This window comes from Nostoc sp. NMS9 (assembly GCF_017114995.1).
Lineage (GTDB): Bacteria > Cyanobacteriota > Cyanobacteriia > Cyanobacteriales > Nostocaceae > Nostoc.
The window spans coordinates 88,920-108,580 of the sequence record NZ_JABXKL010000073.1 but is presented as its reverse complement, the minus strand read 5'-3'; the positions used below and the strand labels follow the sequence as shown (position 1 = coordinate 108,580).

The following is a 19,661-nucleotide window of genomic DNA, read 5'->3' as shown; positions in this document are numbered from 1 at the left end:
CAGCTTCTGCATTGCCAATTTTACCCAAAGCCTCTGCCGCGTAGCGTCTCACGTATGATTCAGAGTGCTTGAGGGCAGCGATTAATTCCCGTACAGCTTCTGCATTGCCAATTTTACCCAAAACCTCTGCCGCGTAGCGTCTCACGTCAGAATCAGAGTCTTTGAGGGCGGCGATTAATTCCGGCACAGCTTCTGCATTGCCAATTTTACCCAAAACCTCTGCCGCGTAGCGTCTCACGTCAGAATCAGAGTCCTTGAGGGCGGCGATTAATTCCGGCACAGCTTCTGCATTGCCAATTTTACCCAAAGCCTTTGCTGCGTGGTATCTCACGTTATAATCAGAGTCCTTGAGGGCGGCGATTAATTTCTGAGACATCCGCAAATTGACTTTTCCCAATGCCACTACAACCGATTCAATAAAAATAGCTTTGGGGTAGCGTCGCCAAAGCTTGTAAATCTTGTTGATTATCTCGGCAATTAATTTTGGATTTTGGCGGATTCCACCAGAAGCCTCTTTATTCTGCTGAACTTCAACAATACATCTCCCCGCCAATAATAACAGCGTCTGAAAAATATCATCCTTTTCTTTAAACAACGCTTCTATCAACAGCATGGGATTTTTCATTAAACTTGCCAATAAAGTCAAAGTTTCATGATAATCATATTCCCAAAATAGTTTTTTTGCTAAAGCAATACCATCACTCTGATTATTTACGATGGCTTGATTGAGATAATATGCTGTGAAATATTCCTGAAAAGTGTGATGTAAAAATAAATATTGCTCTCCTTCTCGTGAAAGCTTTTGAATAATTCCATCTGCTTCCGAAAGTTCTTTAATTAATTGCTCAGTAGTTTGATTTCGGAAATCGCGGATTTCTTGCTTATTTAAAGATTTTTCAATTATCTTATGCAATTCATCACGATAAAAAACTTCTTTGCCCTCACTGCTAAACTTATATGCCAGATCGGCCAATAACTTCTTTTTAGCAATTACATTTTCGGGGGATAATCGATTATTATCATTCCTCCATTGACTTAACATATAATCTACAGTTTTTTCATAAACCTGGGCACGACGTGCGGGAAGCCTTAGCCCTTTGGTTTGATACAAGCTACACAGCAAAGATAAAAGTAGTGGATTTTGCGCTAAACCAGCAATTTGTGGTTTATTTTGTATTTCAACAATCAGCCCTTCTGCGGAAACGGAATCATCCTCAATATAACCAGCCGCATTTTTAAACCAAATTTGAATATATGCTTCTGTTTGCTTTTGACTAAAAGGAACAATTTCAACTTCCTTAGCACTATCTACAAAAGCACCACCATAACCGACAATTCTGGAAGTGCAAATAATTGAACAGTCATAATTTCTCAGAAAACGGTTGAGCCTTTCTTTTAAACGAGGGCGATATTCTTGTGGAACTTCATCCAAAGCGTCTAAAAGTAAAAGACATTTATTATTTTTTAATTTATCTTCTAATAAATATTTGATAGATTTTGCTGCTTTTGGATAATCTCTCTCAATAATTTGAGGAATAGCATCAATAATTTCTTCTTTAGCTTCAGCCAAATCAGATAACCGCAAAAACAACGGAAATATTACATCATTTACACCTAAATTTGACCTAACCCCCCAGTTCCCTCCCCTTGTAGGGAAGCTACGGTGTTCACACAAATCGGAGTTATTTTGAGATCCGGGTTTTACCCCCCTTAATCCCCCCTTGGAAAGGGGGGAAACAAGAAAATCTAGTTCCCTCCCCTTTCCAAGGGGAGGGGCTGGGGGAGGGGTTTCTTAATTTCTCCCTTTCCTCACGAGCAATTAACCCAGCCTCCATCCTTAATAAAGTAGATTTTCCCATACCTGGGTCAGCCAAAACCATAATTTTTTGGTTTTCTTTTTTTGCCTCTTCCCAGTCAACAACAACTCGCTTTGTTTCCTCTTCTTTTATCTTTTGCAATTCCTCATCAAAACCTTTCATCGCATAGAGACGCTTAAATCCGACATCACCTTCTGTATATGCCCAGCTTGTCTCTATTTCATGTTTGTATTTTCTTTCTAGGGTTACTTGAATCGGGATATATTGCTCTTTCAGGATAATTTTTTCTTTAGTATGGAACAGTTTAATATATTTAAAATATTCTTCAATATCTGCCAAAAAATTGCAAACAGCATTTTTCTCTGGTTCTAATCCTAGCTTGTCTAAGCTATCAAGAAGATTATCCCAGCGAATTACATAACTTGCATCGCTTTTACTGCATTGAATCACTCCCACCACACCGCCCAACTCTTCAGCCAAAACCGCACCGCCACTACTTCCCGATTCAACCTTCGCATCAAGTTGGTGGGACAAAAACGCAGAATTTTCCTGTGGGAGCTTATTCCAAGGATTATTAAACTTTATTCCATTTTGATTCTGAGTTTTATAAGTTGAAACTACATTCAGAGGCGCACTAGCACGAATACTTTGGGAAAAAACATCAAATCCTTCCGGGAAATTAGTCTTTTTTGCTGTCGGAAAACCATAGACTTTTACCGATGTTGATAGTTGTCGAGGATTAATAATTGGAACCGCCTTGGCAGACTCAACATTTATTTTTAAAATCGCAATATCTACTTCTAAATTTGAGAATTCTTCGCACCATTCCGCCGCATAAACTTGTCCTTGATATTCTACCCTGAGTGCATCTAACAAATAAATAACATGATGACAGGTGACAAGATGACCATCAGCGCGAATAATAAACCCAGAACCGACAGTACCCCCATTAGAATCGAGGATTTTGACCATTGATTCTCTCAATTCATCCAGGGTGTAATTGCTCATGTTCGTGAGATATACTCAAAATGGCTTAAAACTGTGATTCTGAGCGAAGCTTTTAGTCCGCGCAAGCGGATTAAACTCATCTAGTCGTAGGGTTTAGCCTGTCGGGTTTCTGTGGTGATTCTTCCTGACTTAAATTCCACTCAATTGTTACCTTCACATTAGCTTGTGCGCTTCCCTTAGTAACAAAAGGAACTCCTGTTTCTCCTCCAGCTTGTAAGCCAAATTCCATCGTCACTTTACTTGGTGCTTTATCAGTTATCCCTTGCTTAACGCTATTGAGTATCAGTCCAGAATAATTGCGTACCGTACTAATCATCATTTTTTGTAGCCTTTCTGACCTTTCTTGGATGTCGTCAATATATCCAACGGCTTGCAATTCATCACTATCAGCGTCATCGTATTGAATATAGATTTTTTCTCCATCGGAACCAATAATTTCTGTTATCTTTGCTGACATACGTGTATTATTACATTACCTTGAGCATCTATAATTTACCAGATGTTGCTCAATTTCCGATTTTTCGCTTTGGATCTATGCATTGTTGGTAAAATCAGATTTGGGTATGGCATTGGTAATAAGAGCAATTAGCTTTGCAGCCGGAAATCAATTACTGCTAAATTACCCGCCTTAATCCCCCCGATGCATTGGCTACGGTGTATACACAAGTGAAATTACCCCCCTTAATCCCCTCTTGCAAAGGGGGGAAACAAGAAATCTAGTTCCCTCCCCTTTGCAAGGGGAGGGTTAGGGTGGGGTAATCTTCTTTGCAAGAGGAGGGTTAGGGTGGGGTCATCTTCCGCAATTGACAAACCGTTTGTGCAATCATTGCGATCGCACCTTCCAACTCTTGATAAACCTGTTGATTTGTAAACCTCAAAAAACAAGTCCCTTTAGATTCAAGAAAACATTGTCGTTCATAATCATAAACCTGCGCTCCTTCTTGAAAATGGCTATTACCATCAATTTCTATAGCAAGTTTTAATTCAGGACAATAAAAATCCACAACAAATACATCAATACTGTACTGTCTACGAAATTTGCAACCATCAATTTGCCGATTTTTCAACCTTTCCCACACAATCTTTTCAGCAGATGGCATATTATTACGGAGCGATCGTCTTTTTTCTTTCTCCGAGGTTTTGTTATAAAGCTCTGTCATAACATCTTGATTTTTGGTAATTCCAAATTACCCCCCTTAATCCCCCCTTGCAAAGGGGGGAAACTAGGAATCTAGTTCCCTCCCCTTTGCAAGGGGAGGGTTAGGGTGGGGTATTTTTAATGCTCTGTTAAATAACCACATATTACTGAGCAAAGATAAAAATATTCTTCCCTGTAGAAGCTTCCGCCTTGACGTTTCCGTGTTTTGCGCAGTCTGTAGCAGCTTCCGCCTTCCCTGTAGAAGCTTCCGCCTTGACGTTTCCGTGTTTTGCGCAGTCTGTAGCAGCTTCCGCCTTCCCTGTAGAAGCTTCCGCCTTGACGTTTCCGTGTTTTGCGCAGTCTGTAGCAGCTTCCGCCTTCCCTGTAGCAGCTTCCGCCTTCCCTGTAGCAGCTTCCGCCTTCACGTTTCCGTGTTTTGCGCAGTCTGTAGCAGCTTCCGCCTTCACGTTTCCGTATTCCGCGCAGTCTGTAGCAGCTTCCGCCTTCACGTTATAAGAAACAGACTTGTGTTAAAGCATCTTTCCTTAAATAGAATAAGCTTTTAAGGCACAGCACTGCTTTGCCTCAACAATAAATGTGGTTTTAATTGGCAAAAAATGTTGTAAAGTACTTAACTTTTAGGCTTTTTCAGAAAAATCAACAATTTCACGTATGACAATTTTTTCAACAGTTGTCCACTATAGAGTTATCAGTAATTTAGAAAATGAGTATTAATTATGGCAAGGTAAAAACGCAATTCACGTACTCTTGGCAAAGCTGAACTACGTCTAGCAAGCATTAAATCTATTAGTCCAACTCTCGATGTTGGAGAGAGTTTAACAGTCAAAGATTATACTGAAAAAATTGAAAGCCTCCGGCAATCTCTGGAAGCATACAATACCACCCTCTCTACTATTGATGTCTTACTAACCCAGATCGTTGAAAACGAACAAGATTTAGCAGACTATTCTGAGAAAATTTTGCGTGGTATTGCTTATAAATATGGTAATAATAGCCATGAGTATCAGATGGCTGGAGGTATTCGTAAAAGCGATGTCTACGACGGGCTACGCCTACGCAAGCGTGCTGTGCGTCAAAGCGTCGTTTTGCCGAAGTAAGTAGGCGCAATTAAACGCGATCGCATTCCTCGCAGACTCAAGCTGTTGATTCAGCTTTGCATTTGGGATGCGATCGCCTGTGCAATATCTTTAGGTGTAGCGCCTGTTACTAACATCGTTATTTTTTGGTCAGGTCAGGGAACTCTATAAATACGGTTCAGTAATTGCCCAGCGCTGGATGTGGGCCACTCTGAACCGTGTTGTAACGATATCTTGAGTTTTGAGGATCGGCTGATGGATAAATCAATTATTCAGTTGGTTGACGAATTACCGACTGACAATATTACTGTCAAAGTTTTAAAGGCTCTTGATTATCTAGCACCAGGTGAATGGAGCAATTTGACGGGGTTTGACAATAATATTCGCGCCATTACTGGAGAAACCGATGCTAAGGTAATTCAAAAAATCCGCGATCGCGCTGTTGTGCTATACGAAGATCCTCAAAAAGGCTACCAGTTTGCAATCAAACTTTATCAAACAATTGATAAGGCAGACACAGCTATGGCAGCGGCAGCTTTAGCGAATAAAGTTAGTGAAAAAATCGGCTTTCTTTCTTTTTTAGGCAAAATTACTCCCAAAGCTGATGTCACTCAATCCATTGACTTAGCACTAAAAATCGCCGTCGAAATCATCGCCTTTTGTAAACTAAACGGCATTCCTCAACCTAATCCCCAAGAGTTTGCTAATTCCCTGACTAACAACTATCAAAATGCATCCCTAATGCGGATGGTAGCTTTAGTTTGTCTAGATGGAATTCTGCCTTTGGGCCCTGACTTTCTCAGCAAAATTCACGGAGTTATTAGTGGTACTGATGCTAGTGCAATAACTCAAAATCCGGTTTTCTTAGCCGTTAATAACTTTCTTCCAGGCAGTAATCCTTCTGATAAAGTTGGTTTTATCAGTCAGGGTTTTAACTCTGTGCAAGGCTGGATGAATAATTTAGTATCCAAGACAGGCATAACCCCGCAATCAATTTCTAGTAATTTGGGTAATTTTATTCAGATTGCTGATGATAATTTAGATTTAGTCGCAGCATTCTTAGATCAAACTACCAATTACTACGAGCATACAGGAATTCAAACTGTCGCTCGCAGTTTGATTTTGCAAGCATACACTCTAGTAAAAGAGGAAATCAAACAAGAGGAACAAAAGCCGATTCAAGATGTCTCATCTGCTGTTAAAGCATATAAGAATCAGTATGAAGTAAGCAAAACAGTAGAAGTCTGGGATAATGATGACGAGGATTGGTATCAGGGAACAATTGAGAAAATCCAAGATGACCAGTTCTTTGTTCATTACCTTGGTTACGGTTCATCTTATGACGAGTGGGTGGGCGAAGATGACATTCGGACTCGCGATCTTCGCTCCACTGATGAAAATGGATATGCAGTAGGTCAAAAGGTAAAATGTTGGGATGATGACCAAGAGGCTTGGTATTCCGCAACGATTGAGCAAATCCAAGGTCAGCAATACTTTGTTCACTACGCGGGTTATGACTCATCCTATGATGAATGGATTGATAATGACGAGATTCGCTAAATATTGAATTAGCACGGGGCGCGAGCGCTCGCGCCCCGTATTAGCATACAGTATCTTTCAAAATTCATAATTGAAGAAGAATTTTACAAGTCACAATTTCTCTTGAGATAATAATGGTTCAAATGAGTGGTAAGCCTCGTAATTACGAAAATGTCTGGCGTATAAGTCAACACCATTACTAGCTGAATCAAAGTCATCATACAATACTGAATTCACATCTATCACCTGTTTCAAAGACCAGGTAATATTTTCTCCGTCCTCATTTTTGTAGCTTACTTCTTCTTTTTTTCCATAACATACGGCCTTTTCTTTCGCTTTCTCTAAAGAACTGGCTTTGAGCAGTACAAAGCATTCTTGGTACAACGGTTGATAATTCGGTGCATCGGAGGATGATTCGTACAAAATTACAGCAATGTAGAAAGATTCTGTTTTATCTGCACTTTCGGGTTTCATTTAATCTTCTCTGAGACTACTTATTGAATCTACCATCATTCAATAACTTCCAAGCCCTTTTTGCCGGGGCTGATTTATCATTTTTGATGTCTTCTAAATAGGAGTTTAAATACTGGCTGGGAAACTCCCGTCTAATTGATGCTTTGCGACACGCACTAATAAAAGTATCAGCAAATAAACTTAAGTTGTCGTTTGCTTCACAACTGCCACCTGGTCTAACTTGACTGATTACTAAAGACAGTTTAAATAAATGTCCATTCTTAAAAGCACATATCACAGTCTGAGAATGGGTGGCAATCGGTTGCAGAACCAACCCTACAGCCAAAAGACTGACCAGTAAGTTAGGTAGAACTTTTTGTAGCATTGGCAGACAAACCCTTTTTAATTACGAATTACGAATTATCTTGACACTTGCGCTACGATATCCCCTATTGCTTTCGTGCAATGTACGTGAGGAGTAGTAGAGGTGAAACAGATGATAGAAGAATTCAATACACAGGGCGCAGAAAATCTGGTGGCGATCGCTAACCAATTCGCCCAACTGGGGAAGGTTACAAGCGTTAAAGCATTTGGCAGTGGTAATATAAATGACACTTTTTTAGCAACTCTAGATTCCCCAAAGGAACAACATTTTGTCCTGCAACGCATTAACACACAGGTGTTTCGTCAGCCACAACTGATTATGCAGAATATGCGTACCTTAACTGAACACGTTCAAAAAAGGTTGCAGGATACACCCCTTAATCGTCGCTGGGAAGTGCCACGCGTACTGTTGACCAAAAACGCTCAAGACCACTGGAAGGATGCAGATGGCTCATTTTGGCGGGCAATCAGCTTTATTCAAGGCTCCCAGTCCTTTGATAGTATGCGCGATCGCTCCCACGCGAAAGAAATCGGTTATGCCTTGGGAATGTTCCACAATCTGATCAGCGATTTGCCAGCAGAAAAACTTGCTGACACCCTCAAAGGCTTCCATATTACACCGTTTTATCTCCAGCATTATCAGGAAGTTTTGCCGAAAACTAGTGTAAGTCAATCTTTTGAAGTTAATTATTGCTTACAGTTTGTTAGCGATCGCCAAGCCTTTGCACATATCCTAGAAAATGCCAAATCTGAAGGCAAACTACCTCTACGTCTGATGCACGGCGATCCCAAAATCAACAACGTTATGTTTGACATTGTTACCCAGCAAGCCGTCAGCGTCATCGACCTCGACACCGTGAAACCCGGTTTGGTACATTACGATATTGGTGATTGCCTGCGATCGGGTTGCAATCCAGCTGGTGAAGAAACCGAAAATTGGGAAAGTATTTATTTCGATACTGATTTATGTCAGGAAATCCTCCAGGGTTATCTTGCTGTGGCTAAGGCATTTCTGACCGAGAATGATTATGCATACATATATGATGCAATTCGTCTAATTACTTTTGAACTAGGACTGAGATTTTTTGCTGATTATTTAGCAGGGAATGTCTACTTCAAAGTTAAGCACCCAGAACATAACTTAGCAAGAGCGATCGTCCAGTTTAAGCTGACTGAAAGTATTGAATCTCAAGAAACGCAGATTCGCAAAATTATCCAAGATATGAAATGAACAAGCAGACATTTTCCCTGCAACCCTTCTCCTCTACTGAGTCCTTTCCTGATTTTAAAATTGCAGGCAATATCGCCCGAAATGCCAATCTACTTACCATCTCCTACACCCTTGGAGGCGATTTCAAAGAAATTGCAATTGTTCCACCATCAAATGCACCATCACGCAAGCATGAACTTTGGGAAGATACCTGCTTCGAGTTTTTTCTTGGCATTAAAGATTCTGCACGGTATTGGGAATTCAACCTTTCCCCTGCTGGACACTGGAATGTCTATCGCTTTGATGGGTATCGTCAAGGGATGCAAGAGGAAACAGCCTTTGAAAAGCTACCATTTAATGTTCAGAGTCAAGCCGATGGTTTAGCACTTGTGTTAGATGTCGATTTGAGTAAAATCGTCTCGGCAAACCAAGCCCTTGAAATTGGTATTACTACAGTTATCAAACATAAAAATGGCGATGTGACTTACTGGGCATTAACTCATCGAGGCGCAGAGGCTGACTTTCATCTACGAGACAGTTTTATCATTGAGTTGTGAGATATGGTTACTGCTACCAATATGCCAGAGCAAGAAAGTGGTAAACAAGTCACCCATTTGGATGAGAAACAATTCAACCGTTTGGATGAGCCACTTGTATAAAGTTTATTTTTATAAATAAGAGGAATCTATTAGTAGAAACTATTGATTTGACTTCACTCTAGTTAAGGAGTACCTTATGAAATTAACAACATTGATAAATTCTACAGTTATCATTGCCTCTCTTGCCTTCACATCTGGCATTGCTAGCGCTCAAACAGTCACATCAATAAACACAGCAGTTAATCCTGATCCATTAGGCAGTAATTCCACCAGTGTCAGCTACATTCAGCCGTTTAATCTTGTTAATCTTGCTTACCAAGGTGGTTTAAAACAGCAAGGAGTTCCTAGTGGAGGAGCTTTGATTTCTGAAGGTCAGCGCGGAAATATTACTCCGAAAGATTTAGTCAAAGCTGCGATCAATGCTAAAAAATTACCAGTACAAGTTTTAAACAATCAAGATTATATAAGTGCTGTTAGTTCACAATTGGGAATATTAACCGGAGTAAATTATCCTGAATAAGTACAGCTTTGCCTATGGCTATGTTTAAGTTTCTAATTGGATGAAATACAAGTTAACCTTTTCCTTGAACCATTCCGCGCAAGCTGAAATAACCCCTGTACATCTAAGGTATGGGGGTTTTAGATTAGGTGCCTGCTAAATAATTTCGCTTAAGGCAAGAGACGCGATGAATCGCCGTCTCTACAATAATCAGTCTTTTGTAAAGATGGGGATTTATCGCATCTTTATGAATCTAGAATTTTCATCAAAAAACCTTAAGCGAAGCGTATTGCGATCGCACTAGCAGGCAGAAAAATTAGGTTAAATATCTCTGTGTTGAGATATTTACATATTCACACCTTCATGCTTATTGTTTTATCAGATGAACAATCATTTAGGATTCATGTTATTTTAGGATAATAAATAAACTAATTTACTTCTTTCGTTTGATAGAGTTAATTAAAAGATAAGTAAGATATATAAATAAAAGCCAATTATCAAATATTAGCTTTATGCAAACAAAATATGGCAATCTTCAGGGTATAAAATATAGTAAAACAAAACAATTACAACGGTTTTTTAAACAAAGTAAACCAAAAGATAGATTCATTTTGCCGAAATTTATTAAAGCGTTAGCTGCAATTACTAAAGAAATTGTCTCTGTTCAAGTTCAGGTTCTGCTGGCAGGAGTGCAGACAAAAGATGTATCTGTCCAATTGTTTGAGGATGTGGTTTCTGGGAGGGCTAAATGAACTCACAATATAACTTTCAATACTTTCAAGGGAGTTCTCTTTCCGATCTGTTTGCTCAAGATATCACAGATGTATCTTATGGGTTTATCCTAAATTACCCTGCAACTGCCAGTTGGGCTGCTTATCCCAACCTGGAAAAATATTTTATTCAAGATGGCAGTAGTGAAGCCACCAAAACCTCCTTTGACAAGATTTGCCAAAAGGAACCTTGGAAAATTTTAGCTGTATTAGGCGATCGCATTCCAGGAATTGCGATAAATCCGCCGCCAAAGTCGCTGCTTGCATACTGGCAAGAGCATTTCGGCTTCAGCTACTCCAATAGGTTGATGATGGATCGCTTGACTTATCTGGATGATCTCAGCCACAGTGATCGCTTTGACAAACTCATCACTCTATTTCCCTTCGATCATTTAAAACCTGAAAAACACGCTATTGATTCAGACACTCATTACCGCTTACTCAGCAAAGTAACCCTAGCCGAACTGGGGGTGCAATGTCCAAAATACGAGAGTTACAATTTGCACACCTGTAATCTAGAAGACATTCATTTACCACAATTTCCCTACTTAATTAAAACGTCCCACGGACTCTCAGGAGAAGGCACTTATATCATCAAAAGCCTCAGCGATCTGAACTACTGTCTTGAAGAAATCAAGAAATATCTGGATATTAAGTTGCTCGATAGGATTATTGTTTCGGAGTTCATCAAAAATGAGGTACAGAATTACTGCGTACAGTTCTATGTCAACAAAACGGGAGAGATAACCCTCATCGGCACTACCAGCCAACTCGTCACTCCAGAAGGTAATTATTTAGGAGGACTGATTGACTACCGCAACACTGACATGAGCAAGTTCTTTGAGATGATTGCCGCCATTGGTCAGTATGCTTACAAACAGGGTTATTTCGGCGTAATTGGGTTTGATGTGCTAGAAGATCGAGACGGGCAGTTTTATGCAATCGATGCCAATTTCCGAGTCAATGGATCGACTCCGTTGTGCTTGCAGCGTCACACCCTACTGGGACTGGGAAAGGAAGTTGCTCAATATTCTAGTAGCTACCGCATGGAAGGAACATTAGATTCAATTTTAGTCACCTTAAAACCAGAACTAGATCGCAAGGACTTAATCGTTCTGTCGGCTTTAGAGAGGGCCAAATACGGAAAAATTTACACCGAAATTTATGCGATCGTGACTGGAGAAACTATTCAGGAAATGCAGCAGATCGAGCAGAAGTTACAGAATAAGGGATTACAATGGCTCCCTTAAACAGATTTAATCAGATAAAGTTGCAGTATTGCCACACACTGTAGCATTGATTTGGGTGCAACCCATCGCCCAGAAAATCAAGGAAGCGGGAGGTTCAATTAAATCTGCTTTCGCATCTGTCTTGAGGAGTGAATCAGACTAAAAAGCTATTTGTAAAAAAAGTAAATAGCATCAGGAGATTGTGTCATTTGAAAGTTGAGTCTGAGAGGTTGTTTTAAAAGTGTTTGGCTGTGATTTTAATCACATTTTCACCCCCCTTAATCCCCCCTTGTAAAGGGGGGAAACCGGAAAATCTAGTTCCCTCCCCAATGCATCGGGGAGGGTTAGGGTGGGGTAAACAAATATTTGATACACTACTACAGACTTTTCAAACATCCTCTGAAGTAAGTAAACGGCGACAGATGAGATTTTGTGAGATTTGTTGACCAAGTTCCTGATGTTTATTAGTCGAAAGTCTTAAAAGTCTAGAAAATGCTTACATATACTTCCTGTGGCGCTTTCAGATTCCCCAATAGACAGAGAACTGCAACCGTAATAATAATTAACATATATATGTATAGGAAAGTTATTAAGAAATATTTTTAATAACAAATGATACTAACAAAGCGACTGAATTATCTACTGAAGCTAAAGTCTCTAACGCTGTCGAAGCCAATTCCCAATCCCTAATTTCTTTTAAGAAGTAACATTTATGCAATTAAAGCCAATCAATCAGCAAGTCGTTTCGGTCGTTGGAGCCTCCAGCGGTATCGGACGTGTCACAGCTCTTGAGTTTGCTAGACGCGGCGCAAAAGTCGTAGTCTCGGCTCGGAGTGAGTCGAAGCTAAAGTCTTTAGTGGAGGAGATTCGCGGTTTTGGCGGTGAGGCAACTTTTTACGTAGCTGATGTGGAAATATTTGAGCAAGTTAAAGCGATCGCAGATAAAACTGTAGAAGTCTACGGGCGACTCGATACATGGGTACATGTCTCTGCTATCGGCATCTTTGCTACTTTCGACAACACAACACCAGAAGAGTTTAAGCATGTCATTGATGTCGATCTCATGGGACAAGTTTATGGTGCAATGGCAGCCCTACCCCATCTGAAGCGTGAGGGACGGGGGGCACTGATCCATGTTTCTTCAATGGAAGGTAGGCGATCGCTCCCCTACCAAAGTGCTTACTCAGCAGCCAAGCACGGCGTTGAGGGCTTTATCGAAGCCATGCGCCTTGAGTTGCAACATGAAAAATGGCCGATCAGTGTCACGAGTGTGAAACCAGCGGTGATCAACACACCATTTTGGAATAATGGTCTGACGAAATTAGGCGTAAAGCCTTCCGGGATACCACCTTACTATGACCCCAAACTTGTAGCTGATGCTATCCTCTACGTAGCCGAACATCCAACTCGTGACTTCTTGGTTGGGGATGTAGCTAAAATATTAGATGTGGTACAGCGCGTCTCACCATCATTAGTAGATTCACTGTTACTGCTCGTCGGCTTCGATTTACTACGTTCTTCTGAGGCGAAGTCTGAAGATGCAGCAAATAATTTTTACCAATCTGTTCCTGAAGACGACAGAGTTGAGGGTGATTTTAGTAACTTAGTTATACCTAGCATTTCCGACTGGCTAGATAAAAATCCGCTTCTTCAGTGGGGTGCGATCGCTGGTACAGCAGCATTAGCGTTCCTAGTAGCTCAAGTATTCAACAAGGAAGGATAAATAGACTTGTCAGAAAAGTTGCAATCCAGTTTTTACAAGGATTTGAGATAAATCCTTGTAGACTTTTTAGCAACATGGTGATGAGATTTTGAGATAATTACTAATAATGCCATTTGATAGTTATAAAAATATTTTTAACTATTCATACTTTGCACAACCATAAGTTTCTTGATTAATTGAGTAAATCTCAGCAGTCAAATTGTCCGAGCCAGGAGCATTCCAGCCAATGACAGACTATCAACGCACCTTACCGCCTCTGTGGATAGGTTCGGCGATCGCTTTCTATGCCTTTATTGCCATTGGTATCGCTGAAGCAGGATTAGGAGTTCTTCTGCCCTCCATTCTGTCTACGTATAACCTGACTCCAGCAACCGTTACCCTGCTGTTTCTCAGTCAAATTAGCGGCTACATTCTGGCAGCATTCACCAGCAGTCTTGTGAGTAGTCGGCTGGGGTTAGCCCGAATGCTGTTGATTGCTGCGGGTGCGCTGACGATGGCACTGACAATCTATGCCATCTCACCCTCCTGGTTTCTCATGGTTGCCGCTGGATCGACGTTGGGATTGGGCATTGGGTTGATTGATGCAGGCATTAACACCTACATTGTGCAAGATTCCCGCAGTGCCAGTTTGATTGGTTTGCTCCATGCTTTCTATGGTATTGGCGCTCTTTCAGGCCCTGCGATCGCTACTACTTTGTTAGCAGTTGGGATGAACTGGCGACAGGTTTATGGAGTATTAGCCGGGATTGTCAGCCTATTAATTGTGAGCGTGCTGGGCGTAATCATCTTCAACTACACACCAATGACAGTAAGGGTATTGCCATCAAAGACAACTGCGTTAGAAAATCTGGGCAGAGCGCTGCAAACTCCGATAGTACTGCTAACTGGACTACTTTTGCTGGTTTATGTTGGTACTGAAGCCTGTATCGGCAACTGGGCATACACTGTGCAGTCTGTCGCTCGTCACACTCCCACGCTGATTGCTGGTTACAGCGTTAGTGCCTACTGGGTGGGATTAACATTGGGACGTTTCATCTTAGGTTATTTCTTGCAATGGCTTGGGGCAGTCCGCACAATCAGTATGTCACTCAGTCTTGTGATCATTGGATTGCTTGCTTGGTGGCAACTGCCAGATCAATGGATTAGCTTACCGTTGATTGGCTTTGGGTTGGCAGCCATCTTTCCTACGACCATTTGGTTAATTCCTCAACGATTGCCAGACCCCCATGTTCCTGCGGCTGTTAGCATTGCCACTAGTGCCGCCAGTTTGGGGGCAGCGATCATACCCACTGGAGCAGGCTGGGTTGCAAGTTGGGCAAGTTTAGAAATCATCCCAATGTTGATGCTGCCATTGGGGCTTTTAATGGTGGGCTTACATTGCTGGCTGGTGCAACATTCGGTAAAGGGCAAGTAATACCAATTTGAAAAAAGAATGCGACAAATAGACCATTTGTAGAGACGCGATTCATCGCGTCTTTAGCCAAGGATGTGTTGCAATCATTAATTGAATTGGTATAAGTTTTCGCACTGAATGGCACGAAGAAAAGCTCAGGCGATCGCTACATCTAAAACGTGACGATTTTACACAAAGTTATACTTAGTGAGACAATTCAGCTTTCAGATGATCAGCCAATCGAATTGCCAAGGCAACAATGGTGAGCGTCGGATTAGCATAGCCTCCTGTAGGGAAAACAGAGCTACCTGCCATAAATAAATTAGAGATGCCGTGAACTTGACAATTTGCATCGACTACTCCTTGTTTTGGGTCGTGATGCATACGTGTTGTACCCATATTATGATGGGTACTAAGAGAAGCAATTGGACGATCTCCATCCAATTCAATCTGCAACTCACCCAGTCCGGCACTAGCAAACTCTTCTGCAAGTACTCGCTGCGATCGCTTCACACTGCAAATATCTATTTCGCTCCAATAATTAGTTAATTTTGCTTGTGGACAGCCAAGCTTATCTAATTGATTACTGAGTGTTACCCGATTATCTGGATTTGGGGTTTGTTCAGTTTGGCTGAGAACTTCAAACTTTGTATATTTATGTTCATTATTTTCATGGTAAGACCATCCTCCATGACTCAAATCAGGGAATAAATATTCTTTTTTGACATTATATTTATACCAATCAGCTACTAAATCATCAATATTCGTCATGACATTTTGCAAATGCTGAAAAATATTTTTAGGTAACTGTCTTTGTCGAACTGAAGAGAACAAAATTTTTGCAGAAGCCTTTGCTGCCGATCTATACCTTTCATCTCTGGGATATAACAACGCGGTCATATTTAGTAATTTATCGCGGCGCATCACTTGTTCCGTCAGGGCAAATTTTCCCATGACTGTGACATTATTCACGCGGCGTAAATCATACAAAGCCATCGAATTAAAGATTTTGCGATTTTGCGGAACAAGCATACCACAACGGATAAAAGGATGATCCATAAAGAATCTCCCCACTAAATCATGTTGATTGCCTAATCTATTCTTTTGAATTCTGTTTGACAATAACAATAAACGCGCGTTTTCAATACCACCTGCGGCTAAAATAAATACTTTTGCAACAACCCAAAATTTATTACCAGATAAACAAGCTACTTGCACATGTTTCACCGTCTGGGCTGTGTCATCTGCCTCAATTTCTACCACATTGGCGTTGAGGAATGTGGTGATATTAGGCGATTGATTGATTTGGTGGCGATATTCATTGGTGAAAATATCGCGTGGGCCAAACTGAAACATACTGGTAGTAACTCGGTCACTTGTGAAATGTGTCCGAGGAGATTGAGCATTTTCCCAAGCCTCGGCTTCATAAGCAAAAGAACCGAGTTTACAGACTGCTTGAGCGCGCTCATAAAATGGATTGAGGTGAGATTTACTAAAAGGCCAGCCACTGTATGGCACCCAATCTCGTTTTTCAAAATCTATTTCGTCTAACGGCACGTGCCTCAGACCAAGTTGATTTTTATTAATTTCAATATTCCAGACATTAGCTAGTCCACCAAATTGACGATGACGCATATCTTGCAGTGGTGGAAAAGGATCTCCAACTGTTTCACCTTCACCAAGAGATGCAGTTTCTTGATTAAATTCCAAATCACCACTTTCTAGTAAGCACACTCGAAAGTCTTGCCCAATTAATTCTCGTGCGAGTGTAATTCCTGCTGGGCCAGCACCAACTATACAAACTTCAGTATTGATAACTTCATCTATTGGCAATTTGCGGCTATCAATCAACATTGATTTAATTCCTTTTGCATAAATATTTTTTGTCTCACGCAGACACACAGAGAGTTTTATTATGATTTATCGCATTAATTACGAGGCGTAAATGCGTTTGTAGTAAGGACTTTAGTCCTGGATTTTTAAGCACTAAAGTGCTTACTACAAACCTATCAAAACTTTTGCGATAAAGGACTAGTAGTCTGTCCCATTAATTTTGCTGGGTTAATAAAACGAACTGCAAAGGACACAAAGAGCGCAAAGTTAAGATGGTAAAGAAGAGAAATTTAAAACTAATTCACCTCTCAAAACTTTTGCGATAGACCACTAGGCATTACAGAACGAATTGCATTAATAAAATTTTGGGCATAATTCTGCGTTGAAAAATCGAGAGCGCGTTGTCTGGCAGCGACTCCCGCACTTCGAGCAAATTCTTGCTCGTCAAGATAGCGGAGAATTGCGATCGCTAATTTATCCGCATCGCCGTAAGGTGTTAATAGTCCATTCATACCATCGGTAATAATCTCTGTCGGCCCACCTGCACTGCCAGCAATTACAGGTTTACCCAGCGCCATTGCCTCAATAATCACAATCCCAAACGGTTCTTTATCTGATGCATGAACAAATACATCCATTGCCTGCACCCACTCCGGGATATTACGCTGTAGTCCAGCCATAATTACTTGGTCTTTCAAGCCTAAAGCGGCGATTTCGGCTTTTAAAAAGTCTTCATAATCTGGTTCTAAATCGTGCTTACCGCCAACCACCAGACAATGGGCATCGGAATACTTCTGTAAAATTTTGGGCATCGCTTGCACCAATACGTGCATTCCCTTCCATCGTTGCAATCGTCCCACAATTCCAATCAACGGCCCGTGTAAAGGTAAACCCAATTTCCGCCGTGCTTCTTCTGGAGCAGGTAAAGCATTAGGCTCAAATCGTTCTAATGCGACACCAGGATAAACCAAAGGTGTTGGTCTGTGAGGCCAAATCTCTGCCTGTGCTTGCTTGCCATCTTGCGAGAGGGTGATAACTGCCCGCGCTGGAATGAAAGTTGCAATTCGTACCAACCAAGTTTTATCACTAGGTACTTCTAGTTGATACCACACAGCAGGCAACCCTGCCAACATTGCTGCCAAACCTCCAGATATATGCGTGATCCACATCCAATTGACAATTATATCTGCACGTTCGCGGCGAGCGATCGCAGCTATCCGCAAAACAGCGCCAATAAAACGGTGGATTTGGCGTAAACGTCCACTTTCCACAACTCGCGCATCAATACCCAGAGACTTTACTTGTTCGACCATCGGGCCGTCTTCTAAAAATATCACCAGCCACTCAACACCAGCATTACGTCCCTGCTGCACCAAATCCCAAAGCATCATTTCACCACCGCCTCGTTGCTCGGCTAGTGGCATGACAATAATTACTTTCATAATCTATAAAAGTCCTATTTAAGTTGTAAGATTTATGAGATTCTCGATTTATTAGAGAAGTTAGAAATATTGGAGAACATCTGAGGATTGCTATAATACTTATGTCCTGCCATAGCCATAGCTAAAAATCCCCAAAGAATCATCCCTGACACGCTCAACATCCCGCTACCGATAACTAACTGTGAAGCAGAACTGATCCCAATGGCGCGGGCAGCACTGACAAAACTATCGAAACGACCTTCACCATAACTGCTAACACTAATAATTAAGAAAATTAATCCACCCATATAAAATATGCCTCCAAACCAACCAAGGGTGAAAAACATATCTAAAATGCCACTATCAATTACCACTACTTCAATTTGACCAGTTTTTTCGTTGACCTTCCAAATATTTCCTAAGCCGTTACCTAGACCATTAGAAAGAGCTAAACCAAGATTTCTGTCGTAAGTTCCCGATCTATCTTTAAAGCTGCCATCTTCTTGAATATTAGAAAAAGTTTCAAAACGTGCTGCCACCACCCCAGCAATTGGTTCGATAGTTGTCAATGGCACAACACAAATAGCCATGACCACAATTATGGTAATTAAGCGCATTTGAATTTTGGCTTTGACTGAACCCATAATCATAATTATTCCAAATAACCAGCCTCCCCAATTAGTACGTGCTTGTGTTAATAGAAAAGATAAGTAACCAACAGCTGAAGCCGGAAAAATTAAGCTTCCTGAACCGGTCAATAATAACAGTAACCCAGCCTGCATAACAGAACCAAAGGGGCCAACTGAGTGTAATGTACTCCAGACGCGCATCCCAAAAGGTACAGGGTTTCCAGAACTCATGAATAATTTTGATTGTATCAGCCAGTATCTATCCCACTCAGGAGCTACCACAAATTGATATACGCCATAAGTTCCTAAAATCAACACACACCAGAGAAATGTTCGCTGAATGTTCTGGCGATAGCTGGGATAATCTCGCCAGTTGATAAATAAGTGAAAAGCGAAAATAACCGGACTGAGCCAATCCATCAATCCGCGTGCCACAGGGATAGGTGGGTTGTAAATTAGACCGATGAGAAAGCCATAGAACACTCCGACAAAAGCCAAAACAAACGGCAAACCCCCTTGGCGAGAGGTGCGGGGAAAGTGTCGCAAGAATGTTGCTATCGTAATAAACACCACTAAGTAGGGTGCTATAAGCATTTGACGGCTAGCATCCCAGCCCACCCGATAGTCAACTAAGCGAGTCGCTAAGGGTGTGAGAAACCAAATCCACCAGGTAAAGCCAATGTAGAGAATGGGATGCCGCAAGTATAAAAATAAGGCTACTACTAAAGCTGTCGCCGGGTAAATTAGGCGCAATGCAGCAGTAACACCACCAAAATAGCAAACTACAGTTAGTAATATAAAGCCTGCGATCGCCATCCAACCCTGTAGCGATCGCTCTTCTGGAGAATAGTTTTCTTGTAAAAAACTATTGAAAAGTATCTGCTTAGAATTCATTCAATTTTAGATGTACATATAAATA

The 19,661-nt window shown here is 41.1% G+C and carries 19 protein-coding genes; 9 read left to right on the top strand and 10 right to left on the bottom strand.

Annotated elements, in window-relative coordinates; genetic code table 11:
• From HWQ40_RS22535 to HWQ40_RS22515, 5 genes are all read right to left on the bottom strand, one after another.
• The coding region (locus tag HWQ40_RS22535; RefSeq protein WP_292782031.1) for a HEAT repeat domain-containing protein at positions 1-1,570 on the bottom strand (1,570 nt) is incomplete at its 3' end.
• 112 nt (positions 1,571-1,682) lie between these two features.
• Positions 1,683-2,825: a serine protease gene (locus HWQ40_RS22530; protein WP_292782028.1), complete on the bottom strand. Its 1,143-nt coding sequence runs from the start codon at positions 2,823-2,825 to the stop codon at positions 1,683-1,685.
• 76 nt (positions 2,826-2,901) lie between these two features.
• Positions 2,902-3,282, bottom strand: a complete 381-nt coding sequence (locus HWQ40_RS22525; protein ID WP_292782025.1) for a CU044_2847 family protein — start codon at positions 3,280-3,282, stop codon at positions 2,902-2,904.
• Positions 3,283-3,604: 322 nt separating this feature from the next.
• Positions 3,605-3,985 carry an endonuclease domain-containing protein gene (locus HWQ40_RS22520; protein ID WP_292782022.1) on the bottom strand — a complete coding sequence of 127 codons (381 nt, stop codon included), beginning with the start codon at positions 3,983-3,985 and terminating at the stop codon, positions 3,605-3,607.
• A 142-nt stretch (positions 3,986-4,127) separates the two neighbouring features.
• Complete coding sequence (locus tag HWQ40_RS22515) at positions 4,128-4,430, bottom strand: hypothetical protein (RefSeq protein ID WP_292782020.1); 303 nt, start codon at positions 4,428-4,430, stop codon at positions 4,128-4,130.
• Positions 4,431-4,943: 513 nt separating this feature from the next.
• Between HWQ40_RS22515 and HWQ40_RS22510 the strand changes: the two genes are divergently transcribed.
• Together HWQ40_RS22510 and HWQ40_RS22505 are read left to right on the top strand one after the other, a co-directional pair.
• Positions 4,944-5,081, top strand: a complete 138-nt coding sequence (locus tag HWQ40_RS22510) for a hypothetical protein (protein WP_292782018.1) — start codon at positions 4,944-4,946, stop codon at positions 5,079-5,081.
• 234 nt (positions 5,082-5,315) lie between these two features.
• The gene (locus HWQ40_RS22505) at positions 5,316-6,620 is read left to right on the top strand and encodes a Tudor-knot domain-containing protein (RefSeq protein WP_292782015.1); all 1,305 of its coding nucleotides are present in this window, start codon (positions 5,316-5,318) and stop codon (positions 6,618-6,620) included.
• A gap of 90 nt (positions 6,621-6,710) precedes the next feature.
• Here the strand turns inward: HWQ40_RS22505 and HWQ40_RS22500 are convergent, their stop codons facing one another.
• Together HWQ40_RS22500 and HWQ40_RS22495 are read right to left on the bottom strand one after the other, a co-directional pair.
• Positions 6,711-7,073 carry a DUF4288 domain-containing protein gene (locus HWQ40_RS22500; protein WP_292782012.1) on the bottom strand — a complete coding sequence of 121 codons (363 nt, stop codon included), beginning with the start codon at positions 7,071-7,073 and terminating at the stop codon, positions 6,711-6,713.
• A gap of 16 nt (positions 7,074-7,089) precedes the next feature.
• The gene (locus tag HWQ40_RS22495; RefSeq protein ID WP_292782010.1) at positions 7,090-7,437 is read right to left on the bottom strand and encodes a hypothetical protein; all 348 of its coding nucleotides are present in this window, start codon (positions 7,435-7,437) and stop codon (positions 7,090-7,092) included.
• A gap of 111 nt (positions 7,438-7,548) precedes the next feature.
• Here HWQ40_RS22495 and HWQ40_RS22490 point away from each other — a divergent pair, with 111 nt between their 5' ends.
• The 7 genes from HWQ40_RS22490 to HWQ40_RS22460 all read left to right on the top strand — a co-directional run bounded on the left by HWQ40_RS22490 (position 7,549) and on the right by HWQ40_RS22460 (position 14,880).
• Positions 7,549-8,667, top strand: a complete 1,119-nt coding sequence (locus HWQ40_RS22490) for an aminoglycoside phosphotransferase family protein (protein ID WP_292782036.1) — start codon at positions 7,549-7,551, stop codon at positions 8,665-8,667.
• Entirely contained in the window at positions 8,664-9,203 is a 540-nt protein-coding gene (locus HWQ40_RS22485) for a DOMON-like domain-containing protein (RefSeq protein ID WP_292782007.1), read from the top strand. Before HWQ40_RS22490 ends, HWQ40_RS22485 begins: the two co-directional genes overlap by 4 nt.
• A gap of 178 nt (positions 9,204-9,381) precedes the next feature.
• Entirely contained in the window at positions 9,382-9,765 is a 384-nt protein-coding gene (locus HWQ40_RS22480) for a hypothetical protein (RefSeq protein WP_292782004.1), read from the top strand.
• A 491-nt stretch (positions 9,766-10,256) separates the two neighbouring features.
• A complete protein-coding gene (locus tag HWQ40_RS22475) occupies positions 10,257-10,496 on the top strand; it encodes a hypothetical protein (protein ID WP_292782002.1) in 240 nt (79 codons plus the stop codon).
• Complete coding sequence (locus HWQ40_RS22470; RefSeq protein ID WP_292781999.1) at positions 10,493-11,764, top strand: carbamoylphosphate synthase large subunit; 1,272 nt, start codon at positions 10,493-10,495, stop codon at positions 11,762-11,764. The genes HWQ40_RS22475 and HWQ40_RS22470 overlap by 4 nt, the downstream gene beginning before the upstream one ends.
• 691 nt (positions 11,765-12,455) lie before the next feature.
• Positions 12,456-13,466, top strand: a complete 1,011-nt coding sequence (locus tag HWQ40_RS22465; protein ID WP_292781996.1) for an SDR family oxidoreductase — start codon at positions 12,456-12,458, stop codon at positions 13,464-13,466.
• A gap of 226 nt (positions 13,467-13,692) precedes the next feature.
• Entirely contained in the window at positions 13,693-14,880 is a 1,188-nt protein-coding gene (locus HWQ40_RS22460) for a sugar MFS transporter (RefSeq protein ID WP_292781994.1), read from the top strand.
• 183 nt (positions 14,881-15,063) lie between these two features.
• On the opposite strand, the gene HWQ40_RS22455 is transcribed toward HWQ40_RS22460, so the two are convergent.
• From HWQ40_RS22455 to HWQ40_RS22445, 3 genes are all read right to left on the bottom strand, one after another.
• Positions 15,064-16,713 (bottom strand): GMC family oxidoreductase, encoded by a 1,650-nt coding sequence (locus HWQ40_RS22455; RefSeq protein ID WP_292781991.1) that lies wholly within the window; start codon positions 16,711-16,713, stop codon positions 15,064-15,066.
• A gap of 287 nt (positions 16,714-17,000) precedes the next feature.
• On the bottom strand, positions 17,001-18,134 hold the full coding sequence (locus tag HWQ40_RS22450) for a glycosyltransferase family 4 protein (RefSeq protein WP_292781988.1): 1,134 nt from the start codon (positions 18,132-18,134) through the stop codon (positions 17,001-17,003).
• Between the two features lie 32 nt (positions 18,135-18,166).
• The gene (locus HWQ40_RS22445; protein ID WP_292781985.1) at positions 18,167-19,636 is read right to left on the bottom strand and encodes an O-antigen ligase domain-containing protein; all 1,470 of its coding nucleotides are present in this window, start codon (positions 19,634-19,636) and stop codon (positions 18,167-18,169) included.
• Positions 19,637-19,661 lie beyond the last annotated feature (25 nt).

Excerpts from the sequence above, each read along its gene's own strand:
- HWQ40_RS22445 (WP_292781985.1), bottom strand. The coding sequence starts at position 19,636 with ATGAATTCTAAGCAGATACTTTTCAATAGTTTTTTACAAGAAAACTAT.
- HWQ40_RS22470 (WP_292781999.1), top strand. The coding sequence starts at position 10,493 with ATGAACTCACAATATAACTTTCAATACTTTCAAGGGAGTTCTCTTTCC.
- HWQ40_RS22520 (WP_292782022.1), bottom strand. The coding sequence starts at position 3,985 with ATGACAGAGCTTTATAACAAAACCTCGGAGAAAGAAAAAAGACGATCG.
- HWQ40_RS22490 (WP_292782036.1), top strand. The coding sequence starts at position 7,549 with ATGATAGAAGAATTCAATACACAGGGCGCAGAAAATCTGGTGGCGATC.
- HWQ40_RS22465 (WP_292781996.1), top strand. The coding sequence starts at position 12,456 with ATGCAATTAAAGCCAATCAATCAGCAAGTCGTTTCGGTCGTTGGAGCC.
- HWQ40_RS22485 (WP_292782007.1), top strand. The coding sequence starts at position 8,664 with ATGAACAAGCAGACATTTTCCCTGCAACCCTTCTCCTCTACTGAGTCC.
- HWQ40_RS22475 (WP_292782002.1), top strand. The coding sequence starts at position 10,257 with ATGCAAACAAAATATGGCAATCTTCAGGGTATAAAATATAGTAAAACA.
- HWQ40_RS22530 (WP_292782028.1), bottom strand. The coding sequence starts at position 2,825 with ATGAGCAATTACACCCTGGATGAATTGAGAGAATCAATGGTCAAAATC.
- HWQ40_RS22525 (WP_292782025.1), bottom strand. The coding sequence starts at position 3,282 with ATGTCAGCAAAGATAACAGAAATTATTGGTTCCGATGGAGAAAAAATC.
- HWQ40_RS22505 (WP_292782015.1), top strand. The coding sequence starts at position 5,316 with ATGGATAAATCAATTATTCAGTTGGTTGACGAATTACCGACTGACAAT.
- HWQ40_RS22480 (WP_292782004.1), top strand. The coding sequence starts at position 9,382 with ATGAAATTAACAACATTGATAAATTCTACAGTTATCATTGCCTCTCTT.
- HWQ40_RS22460 (WP_292781994.1), top strand. The coding sequence starts at position 13,693 with ATGACAGACTATCAACGCACCTTACCGCCTCTGTGGATAGGTTCGGCG.
- HWQ40_RS22500 (WP_292782012.1), bottom strand. The coding sequence starts at position 7,073 with ATGAAACCCGAAAGTGCAGATAAAACAGAATCTTTCTACATTGCTGTA.
- HWQ40_RS22495 (WP_292782010.1), bottom strand. The coding sequence starts at position 7,437 with ATGCTACAAAAAGTTCTACCTAACTTACTGGTCAGTCTTTTGGCTGTA.
- HWQ40_RS22455 (WP_292781991.1), bottom strand. The coding sequence starts at position 16,713 with ATGTTGATTGATAGCCGCAAATTGCCAATAGATGAAGTTATCAATACT.
- HWQ40_RS22450 (WP_292781988.1), bottom strand. The coding sequence starts at position 18,134 with ATGAAAGTAATTATTGTCATGCCACTAGCCGAGCAACGAGGCGGTGGT.